The 11434-nt window shown below is 65.8% G+C and carries 10 protein-coding genes and 1 pseudogene; 4 read left to right on the top strand and 7 right to left on the bottom strand.

Features of this window, described 5'->3' with window-relative positions; genetic code table 11:
- The coding region (locus EDC31_RS08050) for an IS5 family transposase (protein WP_132126992.1) at positions 1-771 on the top strand (771 nt) is incomplete at its 5' end.
- Between the two features lie 50 nt (positions 772-821).
- Here the strand turns inward: EDC31_RS08050 and EDC31_RS08055 are convergent.
- From EDC31_RS08055 to ahcY, 3 genes and pseudogenes are all read right to left on the bottom strand, one after another.
- Positions 822-1031, bottom strand: a pseudogene (locus EDC31_RS08055) (transposase); the annotation flags it as partial.
- 94 nt (positions 1032-1125) lie between these two features.
- Positions 1126-1527, bottom strand: coding sequence for a DUF3597 domain-containing protein (locus tag EDC31_RS08060; protein ID WP_042058825.1), 402 nt, complete (start codon positions 1525-1527; stop codon positions 1126-1128).
- A 96-nt stretch (positions 1528-1623) separates the two neighbouring features.
- Positions 1624-2940 (bottom strand): adenosylhomocysteinase, encoded by a 1317-nt coding sequence (ahcY, locus tag EDC31_RS08065; protein ID WP_042058773.1) that lies wholly within the window; start codon positions 2938-2940, stop codon positions 1624-1626.
- A 240-nt stretch (positions 2941-3180) separates the two neighbouring features.
- Here ahcY and EDC31_RS08070 point away from each other — a divergent pair, with 240 nt between their 5' ends.
- The gene (locus tag EDC31_RS08070) at positions 3181-4275 is read left to right on the top strand and encodes a CorA family divalent cation transporter (RefSeq protein ID WP_239641661.1); all 1095 of its coding nucleotides are present in this window, start codon (positions 3181-3183) and stop codon (positions 4273-4275) included.
- Here EDC31_RS08070 and nagA read toward each other — a convergent pair.
- Positions 4253-5377: an N-acetylglucosamine-6-phosphate deacetylase gene (gene nagA / locus EDC31_RS08075; protein WP_042058777.1), complete on the bottom strand. Its 1125-nt coding sequence runs from the start codon at positions 5375-5377 to the stop codon at positions 4253-4255. The two genes, EDC31_RS08070 and nagA, sit on opposite strands and share 23 nt — an antisense overlap.
- A gap of 113 nt (positions 5378-5490) precedes the next feature.
- On the opposite strand from nagA, the gene EDC31_RS08080 reads away from it, so the two are divergent.
- Together EDC31_RS08080 and EDC31_RS08085 are read left to right on the top strand one after the other, a co-directional pair.
- Positions 5491-6714, top strand: a complete 1224-nt coding sequence (locus EDC31_RS08080; RefSeq protein WP_186820003.1) for an acetate/propionate family kinase — start codon at positions 5491-5493, stop codon at positions 6712-6714.
- Positions 6711-9080 carry a phosphoketolase family protein gene (locus tag EDC31_RS08085; RefSeq protein WP_042058779.1) on the top strand — a complete coding sequence of 790 codons (2370 nt, stop codon included), beginning with the start codon at positions 6711-6713 and terminating at the stop codon, positions 9078-9080. Before EDC31_RS08080 ends, EDC31_RS08085 begins: the two co-directional genes overlap by 4 nt.
- Before the next feature lie 13 nt (positions 9081-9093).
- Here the strand turns inward: EDC31_RS08085 and EDC31_RS08090 are convergent, their stop codons facing one another.
- From EDC31_RS08090 to EDC31_RS18375, 3 genes are all read right to left on the bottom strand, one after another.
- Entirely contained in the window at positions 9094-10005 is a 912-nt protein-coding gene (locus EDC31_RS08090; RefSeq protein ID WP_081797586.1) for a lysophospholipid acyltransferase family protein, read from the bottom strand.
- Positions 10006-10067: 62 nt separating this feature from the next.
- Positions 10068-11147, bottom strand: coding sequence for a hypothetical protein (locus EDC31_RS08095; RefSeq protein ID WP_052511908.1), 1080 nt, complete (start codon positions 11145-11147; stop codon positions 10068-10070).
- 138 nt (positions 11148-11285) lie between these two features.
- Positions 11286-11420 carry a hypothetical protein gene (locus EDC31_RS18375; protein WP_261753959.1) on the bottom strand — a complete coding sequence of 45 codons (135 nt, stop codon included), beginning with the start codon at positions 11418-11420 and terminating at the stop codon, positions 11286-11288.
- Between the last annotated feature and the right edge of the window lie 14 nt (positions 11421-11434).

Consider the following 11434-nt stretch of genomic DNA (forward strand, 5'->3'; position numbering starts at 1 on the left):
CGGGCGGAAGGCCATGTGGTGAACCGCAAGCGCGTCCGTCGGCTGATGCGGGCGATGGGCATCGCAGCCCTGGGGCCGAAGCCCCGGACGACGATTCCGGCGCCCGGACACAAGATCTATCCCTATCTGCTGCGAGATCTGGTGATTGATCGCGCGAACCAGGTGTGGGGCCCGAAGGAGCCTTTGCCTCTTCTGATCGACAGCACGGAGATCAAGGTCGAGGGAGACGGCGAGTGGCACACACGCAAACATGGCGGCTCGAAACGCAGGATCTGGCGCAAGCTTCATATCGGCATCGACGAGCGAACATTGGAAATCCGGGCTGCCGAAATCACCGGTAACGACGTTGGTGACGCACCGGTTCTGCCGATGTTGCTGGCGCAGATCCCCCAGGATGAAGAGATTGGCAGCGTGACGGCTGACGGCGCCTATGACACCCGAAGCTGCCACGACATCATCGCAAAACGAGGCGCCGATGCAATCATTCCACCCCGACGGAATGCAAAACCGTGGCGCCCGACAACGCCTGGCGCCCGGGCCAGAAATGAGGCCATACGGGCTTCAGAACGCTTCGGGCGGGCGATCTGGCGACGCTGGAGCGGGTATCACCGCCGAAGCCGCGTCGAGACAAAAATGCACTGCATCAAACTGCTCGGCCAGCGCCTCACCGCGAGAGACTTTGACCGTCAGGTCTCGGAGTTCTACCTGCGTATCGCCATACTCAATCGCTTCACCGCGCTCGGAACCCCACTCACCGAGGCTATTCAGTAAATCATAAGTCCCAGAATGCGAGGTCCATAACCAAAACTCTATTTGTGCAACAGAGCCATGCCAGACAGAACCTTCAGTGTCAGACAGGTCTGGATGGCGACATCGCTATAGTCGGGTTTACGACCGCGGCGTCCCGTCGGCAGCCCATTCCAGACCATGGCCGGGTCAAACCACACCGTCAGGGAGCCGCGCTGCTTCAGCGCGGCATTATACGAACCCCAGTTCGTCGTGCGGTAGATCGGGGAGGGCGGCTTGCTCATCACAATCAGCTACCATCCTGGGTTCATTCCGTGAATCCAGGAACAAGCTATTTCCGCAACAAAGCCGTGTGAAGGGATATGACTCCAGAGCGGATCAGGACTTCAGCTCGTCCGGCACCTTGCCGCCGTTTTCGGCGAGTTTCTGCATCACCTGCCGGATGAGCCAGACATTCATCGTCGCCGTGTCGTCCGTGCTGCCCGTGTAGTGCAACTCGCCGGCAAGCTGCTTGCGCGCGTCGAGCGACGAATCCATGCCCAACAGCTTGAGCAGATCGACGATCGAGGTCTTCCAGTTCAGGGTCTGGCCGGATTTCGCCGCCAGATCGCTCAATATGGCCTCCACATCCACGGGCGCGGCCGGAGCGGGCGTCGCCTCCGGGGCGGCGGCGGGCGCATCCGCTGCCGGGGTCGGGGCCGAAGAGGCTTCCGGAGCGGCGGGGGCGGGGGCTCCGGCATGGCTGAAGATTTTCGACAGGATGGTGCTGAAGATGCTCATGGTCGGACGTCTTTCCGAAAAATTGGCTGCATCCTGAGGAACGGCGCAGGACGGCGAATGTTGCGCGCCGGGAGCATGCCCGGCGCATTTCATCGATCAGTAACGATATTCCTCGTGCTTGAACGGGCCGTGCTCGGGTACGCCGATATAGGCGGCCTGCGCGGCGGAGAGCGTCGTCAGATGCGCGCCGACCTTGGCGAGATGCAGGGCCGCGACCTTCTCGTCCAGTTTCTTCGGCAGGACATAGACCTTGTTCTCGTACTGGCCGGGCTTTGCCGTCCAGAGTTCGATCTGCGCCAGGGTCTGGTTGGTGAAGGAGGCGGACATGACGAAGGACGGATGCCCCGTCGCGTTGCCGAGATTCACCAGACGCCCCTCGGAGAGCAGGATGATGCGCTTGCCATCGGGGAACTCGACCTCGTCCACCTGCGGCTTGACGTTGTCCCACTTGAAGTTGCGCAGGCTGTTGACCTGGATCTCGCTGTCGAAATGTCCGATGTTGCAGACGATGGCGCGGTGCTTCATCTCGCGCATGTGGTCCAGCGTGATGACGTCGATATTGCCCGTGCAGGTCACGAAGATGTCGCCGCGCGGCGCGGCGTCCTCCATCGTGACGACCTCATAGCCCTCCATCGCCGCCTGAAGCGCGCAGATCGGATCGACTTCCGTGACCAGCACGCGGCAGCCGGCGTTGCGCAGGGAAGCGGCCGAGCCCTTGCCCACGTCGCCGTATCCCGCCACGACGGCGATCTTGCCCGCCATCATGACGTCCGTCCCGCGCCGGATCGCGTCCACGAGGCTCTCGCGGCAGCCATAGAGATTGTCGAACTTGGATTTCGTCACGCTGTCATTGACGTTGATGGCCGGGACTTTCAGACTCCCCTTCTTCGCCATGTCCCAGAGGCGATGGACGCCCGTCGTCGTCTCTTCCGAGAGGCCGCGCACATCGGCCAGCATCTCGGGGTATTTCTCATGCATGATCTGCGTGAGGTCGCCGCCGTCATCGAGGATCATGTTCGGCGTCCAGACGCCGCCGTCCTGAGCCGGTCCCCTGATGGTCTGCTCGATGCACCACCAGAACTCCTCTTCCGACAGCCCCTTCCAGGCGAAGACGGGGATTCCGGCGGCGGCGATAGCGGCTGCCGCCTGGTCCTGCGTCGAGAAGATGTTGCAGGACGACCAGCGCACCGTCGCGCCGAGGGCGACCAGCGTCTCGATCAGCACGGCGGTCTGGATCGTCATGTGCAGGCAGCCCGCGATCCGCGCGCCTTTCAGCGGCTGGCTCGCGCCGTATTCCTCGCGCAGGGCCATCAGCCCGGGCATCTCGCCCTCGGCGATGGAGATTTCCTTGCGGCCCCATTCGGCCAGCGCGATGTCGCGAACCTTGTAGTCGGCCTGCTGCGATGCGGTCATGTGTTCAGCCTTTGCTCTGCCTCGATCAGGCGGAAGCTATAGAGGCAGATGCGGCGCTCCGCCAGCCGGGAGACCGCGTACGCTCTGCATGTCCGGCTCCATGTCCGGAAAATGCCGCGCGGGGCGGTTGCCTGCGCGAGCGGCTCATGCCAGAGAAAACCCTTGCAGGAAGAACCCGCCAGAAGACCCTGATCACCCCGGCCAGAGCCTCGTTTCCGGGCCTTTGTTATGGAGGTCGCCATGTCGAACTCGCGTCTCTCCATGCCGTCTTCCGGTCCGGCCTCGGGCGGATTCGACGAGGACGGGCGTCCGGGAGACAGCCGGGCCGGGCTGAAGAACGGCCTCGTCTGGGCCGTGCGGGTGCGTCCCGGCGAGGAGCCGGTGCAACTCGCGCCCGCTGAAATCGACGCGATTCTCGATGACGTCACGCCGCCGAGCAACTGGCCGCGTCTGGCGGAGAGCTGGGTCTGGCTGCATTTCGACACGGTCCATTCCTCCGCGCGGGCCCATGTGGCGGAGCTTCCCTGCCTGCCGGAAGACGTGCGGGCCATGCTGGCGGAAACGGAATACGGCATCATGCTGGATGCGATGCCGGGGCTGGTCTGGGGCGCGATGCCCGCCTTCGACGCGCCCGGAGCGGAGGAGGATCGCGAGATCGCGGCCTGGCGCTTCGCCATGCGCCCGGACCTGCTCATCACGACGCGGCGCAATCCGATCCCGGTTCTGGGCGCGGCCTATCGCGCCCTGCGCGGCGAGGCGGTGCCGAGGAGCCCGGCAGGCGTGATCGACCGCGCCATGCGGGATTTCGCGACGTCGGTGCGGCGGCAGATCGGGCAGCTCGATGACGAGCTGGATCGCGCCGAGGACGCGCTGCTGATCGTCGAGCACCGGACGGATCTCGGTCATCTCGGCGGCATCGTCGGCAAGGTGCGGCGTCGGGCGACGGAACTGCGGCGCGTGGTGGTGCCCGTCGATCATGCCTTGCGGGACGGCGAACTCGACCTGCCGCCCTGGGCGGAGGACGAGCTGCGCGACCGCACGGAGCGGCAGGTTCACGCCGCGCTGGACGATCTTCTGGCGCTCCAGGATCGCGGGCGGTCGCTTCAGGACGAACTCGCGGCTTCGCAGGCGGAAGAAACCAACCGGCGGCTGTATATCGTCTCGGTGGCCACGACCATGATGCTGCCCGCGACCTTCGTGACCGGGTTTTTCGGCATGAACACGGGCGGGATGTTCCTCGCCCAGGGCGCGTGGGGAACGGTCTTCGCGGGTGTGATCTGCGCGATGGCCATGGCCGTGACGTGGGTGTTTCTCAAGGTGGCGCGGTTACTTTAATGCCCCCCACATAGACCTCCTCGATCTCCAGCGCCGCGTTCATCACCACCAGATCCGCCAGCAGGCCAGGGGCGATCCGCCCGCGATCCTCAAGCCCGAGATAGGCGGCGGCGTTGGTGCTGACGAGGCGCGCGGCTTCCGGCAGGGACGCGCCATGGGCGACGGCGTTGCGCAGGGCCTGATCGAGCGTCAGCACGCTGCCCGCCAGCGACCCGTTCGGCAGGCGCACGGCGCCGTCGGCGATCAGCACGTCCTGGCCGCCGAGTTGGCTCGGCCCTTCCGGCTGGCCCGTGCCCCGCATCGCGTCGGTGACGAAGAGCAGGCGCTCTCCCATGACCCGGGCGGCGAGGCGGAAGCTGGCCGGATGGACATGGTGCGTGTCGAAGATCATCTCGCCATAGGCCGCGTCATGGCACATCAGCGCGGTGACAGGGCCGGGCCGGCGGCCTTCGATGGGCGCCATGGCGTTGAAGAGATGCGTGCCGCCGGGGACGCCGCCCGCCGCGCAGACGGCGCAGATGGCGCGATGCGCGCCCTCGTAATCCGTGACCGTATGGCCCAGACTCACGCGCACCCCCGCACCGGCGAAGGCCTGGATGGCCGTCGCGGCATGGTCCAGCTCGGGGGCGAGGGTGACGACGCGCAGACATCCCGTCGCCAGCGCCTCGGCCACGCGCTCGGGCGAAGGCGGAATGGTGAAGGGCGGCTGCGCGCCGAGCTTGTGAGGGCTGATGAACGGGCCTTCGAGATGCGCGCCGTGGATGCGCGGGCCGCCCGCCACGCCGCGTTCCATGACCGCGGCGACGGCCTTCAGCGCGGCCATGACGTCCGGCCAGGGCCGGGTGATGGTCGTGGGCAGGAGGGTCGTCGTGCCATGGCCGAGATGGAAGCGCGCCATCCGCTCGATGGCCGCCGCGCCCTCTTCGGCCGCGTCCATCGTGTCCGCGCCGTCGCCGCCATGGACATGCGTGTCGACGAAGCCGGGCAGGATGTAGCGGCGCGGCGCCTCGGCCAGTTCGGTCACGCTCTCGATGCGTGTCCCGAAACGCAGGCGGCCCGGAAGCAGGCGATTCTGAAGAACGAGTTGGCCGTCGATGTCCATGCTGCTCCAGATGTCGGAAATGTAAAACTTCTTTTGAAGCGCAATTGACGTGTGTCAATGCCTTTCCCTTCGTTGATATGTTCGACTTCCTTTCCTCCAGGCAAGCAGGGAGTATGGGCGTGACCGATACCGGCCGAACCATGGTGCTGACCCTCAACGCCGGGTCATCCAGCGTGAAATTCGCCGTGTACGGCGGCGGAGAGGGGCAGGCGCGGCTCGTCTCCGGCATGCTGGAAGGCGTCGAAACGTCGCCCCGTCTTTCGGCGCAGGATGCCGACGGCAAGGTGCTGGTCGATCGGCAATGCAGCCTGACGGGCGATTCGGACCCGCATCTGGCGGCGATCGACCTGCTCATGGGATGGATCGATTCCCATCTCGGCCTCGATGCGTTGGCCGGGGTGGGGCACCGCGTGGTGCATGGCGGTCCGGATTTCCACCTTCCGATTCGGGTCGACGCGCGGACGCTCGGGGAGATGGAACGCCTGATGCCGTTCGATCCTCTTCATCTGCCCGCGTGTCTTGGTCCGATTCGCGCGCTGCTGACGGCGCATCCGGACCTGCCCCAGATCGCCTGTTTCGACACGGCGTTTCACGCAGGAATGCCCGACGCGGCGCGGCGGCTGGCTCTGCCGCGCCGCTACGACGCGGCGGGCGTGCGCCGGTACGGGTTTCACGGCCTGTCCTATGAATATATCGCGGCATGGCTGTCGGCGGCGTATCCGGATCTCGCGCGCGGGCGGGTGCTCGCGGCGCATATCGGCAACGGGGCGAGTCTCTGCGCCATGCAGGTCGGCCGGAGCGTGGCGACGACCATGGGGTTTTCTGTGCTGGACGGGCTGGTGATGGGTACCCGTCCCGGCGCGCTCGATCCCGCCGTGCTGCTTTATATGATGCGACAGGAAGGGCTCGGCGCGGACGATATCGAGAAGACGCTCTATCATGAGTCCGGCCTGCTGGGCGTTTCCGGGGTGAGCAGCGACATGCGGACGCTGCGCCAGCGGGAAAATGAACCTGACGTGCGCGAGGCGCTCGATCTCTGCATCCATCGGTTCACGGAGCAGGCCGGAGCGATGATCGCCGCCATGGGCGGAGTGGACGGCATCGTCTTCACCGGCGGCGTGGGCGAGCATGATGCCGCTTTCCGCGCCGAGGCGTGCGCGCGGCTGGCGTTTCTGGGTGTGCAACTGGCGGACGAGGCGAATCTGGCGCGCCGGGAGGTGATCTCGGCGGCGGAGAGCCGGGTGCGCGTGCTGGTCAGGGCCGCCGATGAGGAAGCAACGATTCATCGCCATGTGCGGGACTGCCTTGGCGATCATGCGAAAAGGAATGCAGGATGAGTGAGACGACGAGCCCGCTGAGCGAGGGCGAACTCGCGCTGTTCGACAAATGGTGGGCGGCCGCGAACTATCTGTCCGTCGCCCAGATCTATCTGCTCGACAATCCGCTGCTGCGCGAGAAGCTCACGCTGGAGCACACCAAGCCGCGTCTGCTCGGTCACTGGGGCACGACGCCCGGGCTGAACTTCCTCTATCTCCACCTCAACCGCATCATCCGCCGCGACAAATCCTCGGTGCTGTTCGTCGCGGGTCCGGGTCACGGGGCGCCGGGCGTGGTGGCGAGCACCTATCTGGAAGGCACCTATTCCGAATATTTCCCCGAGATCACGCAGGACGCCGCCGGGCTGAAGAAGCTGGTGCGGCAATTCTCCTTCCCCGGCGGCATCCCGAGCCATGCGGCGGCGACCACGCCGGGCTCCATCCATGAGGGCGGCGAACTCGGCTACTCGCTCTCCCACTCCTTCGGCGCGGCGTTCGACAATCCCGATCTGACCATCGCCTGCGTGGTGGGCGACGGCGAGGCGGAGACCGGGCCGCTGGCCACGTCCTGGCACGGCAACAAGTTCCTCAACCCGGTGGCGGACGGCGCGGTTCTGCCGATCCTGCATCTCAACGGCTACAAGATCGCCAACCCGACGGTCCTCGCGCGGATTCCGACCGAGGAGCTGCTGGCGCTGTTCCGGGGCTACGGCTATGCGCCGATTCTGGTCGAGGGGCACGAGCCCGATCTGATGCACCAGAAGATGGCGGCGGCCATGGACACCGCCTTCGCCGCCATTGCGGCGATCCGGAGGGCCGCGCGCGAGGAGGGGAGCACGGAGCGCCCGACCTGGCCGATGATCATCCTCCGCAGCCCCAAGGGCTGGACCGGCCCCAAGACGGTCGACGGCCTGCGGACCGAGGGCTACTGGCGCTCGCATCAGGTTCCGTTCTCCGATCTCACGAAGCCGGGCCATCTCGCATTGCTGGAGGAATGGCTCCGCAGCTATCACCCGGAGTCGCTGTTCGACGAAAACGGCACGCTTCTGCCGGAAATCCGTGCTCTCGCGCCGGCAGGCCATTTGCGGATGAGCGATAATCCGCATGCCAATGGCGGCATTCTGCGTCGCCCCCTGCGTCTGCCCGATCTCGCGCCCCACGCCATTGCCCTTTCTGCGCCCGGCGCGGTGACCGGCGAGGCGACCCGCGTGCTGGGCGAATGGCTGCGCGACGTCATGACGGCCAATCAGGACCAGCGCAATTTCCGCGTCTGGTCGCCGGACGAGAACAATTCCAACCGCCTCAACGCGCTGCTCGACGTCACTGATCGCCAGTGGGAGGCGGAGCGGTTCGATTATGACGATCATCTCGCGCCCGAGGGGCGGGTGATGGAGATTCTCAGCGAGCACACCTGCCAGGGCTGGCTGGAAGGCTATCTGCTGACCGGGCGGCACGGCTTCTTCTCGTGTTACGAAGCCTTCGTCCACATCGTCGACTCGATGGTCAACCAGCATTCCAAATGGCTCAAGGAAGCCAACGAGACGCCATGGCGGCGGTCGATCTCGTCGATGAACTATCTGCTGACCTCCCATGTCTGGCGGCAGGACCATAACGGTTTCAGCCATCAGGACCCCGGCTTCATCGACCATGTGGTGAACAAGCGGGCCGACGTGGCGCGCGTCTATCTGCCGCCGGACGCCAACACCCTGCTCTGCGTGGCCCGTCACTGTCTGGAAAGCTGGGACCGGATCAACGTCATCGTCGCGGGCAAGCAGCCGGAATGGCAATGGCTCGACATGGACGCGGCGATCCGCCATTGCGCGCAGGGAATCGGCATCTGGGAGTGGGCGAGCAACGATCGCGACGGCGGCCCGGACGTGGTGATGGCCTGCGCGGGCGACGTGCCGACGATGGAAACGCTGGCCGCCGTCTCGCTGCTGCGCCGGCACGTGCCGGAGCTGAAGATCCGCGTGGTCAATGTCGTGGACCTGCTGACGCTGCAAGCCAAGGAGCAGCATCCGCACGGGCTGGACGAGGCGACCTTCGAGATGATCTTCACGAAGGACCGTCCCGTCATCTTCGCCTTTCACGGCTATCCGCAGCTCATCCACCAGCTCATCTACAGGCGGTCCAACTGCCGGAACTTCCATGTCCACGGCTTCCGGGAGGAGGGGACGACCACCACGCCCTTCGACATGACGGTCCGCAATCACCTCTCGCGCTATCATCTGGCGCTGAACGTCTTCCGTCGCGTTCCCTCGATGGCGGCGAAGGCGGCCTATGCGACGCAGGCGATTCAGGACCGTCTGGTCGAACACCGTCTGTATGTCCGTGAGCACGGGCAGGACATGCCGGAGATCCGGAACTGGAAGTGGGAGACGCCCTGAGCGCCTTCGCGGGTCAGGAGCCCGTTTCGGGCTCCTCGTTCTGCCGCAACGCGGCCGCGCCCGCCGCTACGGCCGTCCATGCCGCCTGGGCGAGCGCCTTGCGCGTGAGGAAATCCTCCGGCGCGAGGGGAGGGTGCAGGAGGATCGTCGCGCGTTTGCGGCGGTGCTTCAGGAATCGCCAGACATGCGGGCCGAGATCCATGTCGCCATACCAGGCGAAGACCGGCCTCTGACACCTTAGGACGGGCAACCCGTCCAGCCGGTCGTACACCACCGATACCGGCTGGATCAGCGGCGTCAGGCCGGGCGGAAAGCGCGGGCCGTCCCCTCCCTTCTCCTTCGGCAGGCGAGGCGGCTTGGCGATGGCGAAGAAGGTTGACATGAAGGGCAGGACGCGCGAGCCGTCCGACGAGGTTCCCTCGGGGAAAAGGATCAGGTTGTCGCCGCCGATCAGGCGCGCGATCATTTCGTCGCGCTCGCGTCCGGTGGTGGAGCGGTTGCGGCTGACGAAGATGGTGCGTCCGATCTTCGAGACCAGCCCCATGACCGGCCATTTCTCGATATCGCCCTTGGCGACGAAGACCGAATAGAGCTTCGTGCCGAGGACCGGGATATCCAGCCATGAGGAATGATTCGAGACATAGATGACCGGCCGCTCGCCCCGCATGCGGGCGCGGTGGCCGCCGACGGTTCCCGCCGGCGTGCCGATCATGCGGATGTCGAGCGAGAGAATGGCGCAGAGGCCGCGCCAGACCCAGCGTGTCCAGCGAATCTTGGTGACGCCGGGAACGGGCAGCAGGAGCGCCTCGAACCCGACGGAGAGCGGCACCCAGATCACAACGCCGATGAGTCGGGCCGAGGCGAGGCAGAAGGCTCCGAAACCGGGCGATGCCGCATCCGGGGAGCGGGTCGTGTTCGCCATCATAATCGTCCCATAGCGCCGTGCCGGACGGGCCACAATGGGGCAAACTCATGCGGGCGGCGGGATCAGCCGCTCCGGCCGGAGGGCGCAAGGCGGCGATAAAGGGCGGTTTCCGGGGCGGCGAGCGCGCGGACGCGGTCGATGCAGGCGGCGAATTCCTCCAGATCCCTGCTCTGCCGGACCAGATCGGAAACGTTGCGCCGGGCGGAGGGGGCGCCACGTCGCGGCAGGCCGAGATGTTTCCGCGCGGCTGCGATGAAGGCGCCGAGCCGCACGTCCGGCAGGAACAGCCGGTTCGGTCGGTCAAGCGCCGCATGGGCTCTGGCGACGAAATCACTGAACTCCGATGGATGCCCTTCGCCGTCCGGGGGCGTGCCGAGCATGAAGATCTGGAGATTGGTCTCCAGACGCGCATCGGGATGGTCGAGAAACGCGCTCAGGGGCATCTCGCGCATCCTGCGCATGGTGGCGGAGAAGGTGGCCGGGTCTTCCCCCGCGCGCCGGGCGTGGAGGAAGGCGGAGCGGAACCGCATGACGGGATCGCGGAGTACGGCTGCGATGAGCGCGTCGGGCCCGGCGTGGCGTTCGAGCACGCTCAGGGGGATATGGCCGCCGATGAGGTCGTAATCGCCCTGCACCGGCGGATGGGCGAGGAAGGGCAACGCGCCGTCATAATACAGCTTCGCCTCGACGTCGCGGGAGATCGCCTCCCAGGCGGATGTGCCCGCCGTCTTGGGAATGTGCATGAAGTAGAGCGTCGCCGCGCTGCGCCGCCTGACGCGGGGGGCGAGATGATGCCAGGCCGGTTTCACGTGCTTTCCGTACCGGCGCAGCCTGTTCTTCAGGCTCGGCGGCGTGTCGCGGCAGAAGCAGATGAACACCTCATTGGCATGGACGATCTGCCATTCGGTGAGCAGGCGCGACAGTTCGGGGCGCGACAGGGTGCAGAGGCGTCCCTTGTGCAGCAGCACGGCGGAGGCGTCCCCGATCTCGATCCGGTCCTGATATTCACGCCGCGCCGCGATCAGATCGTCGGGCCAGCTTCCGGCCGGCAGAAGCACCGTGTCGTGTGGACCGACGAGCGGCCGCACAGCCTCCCATGCCGCGCGCCACGCGGGATCAGACAACGCCGAGAGCCGTTCCACCCGCTGGGACCTCCTTCTTTTCCGCGATCGGGAAAGGGAAGGGTAGTGCGCGCATGTTGCAGATTTGTGACTCGATCTTTACGGAGAATTTGGCGCGTATATTAATGATTCATTGGTTTGATATGTTATTTATAACATTCAAGTAGCGGGCAGATCGTCAAAATAATAATCCGGCTGCACCCGTTCGCCGTGATCGACGCCCTCCCGCCCCCTCATCCGCCGCGCTTTCCCGAAATCTCCCGTAAGCGCCTGCGGATCGGCCTCCGAAGCCATTTTCTCCCCTCTGC

Origin of the sequence: Acidomonas methanolica (assembly GCF_004346035.1) — a bacterium.
Lineage (GTDB): Bacteria > Pseudomonadota > Alphaproteobacteria > Acetobacterales > Acetobacteraceae > Acidomonas > Acidomonas methanolica.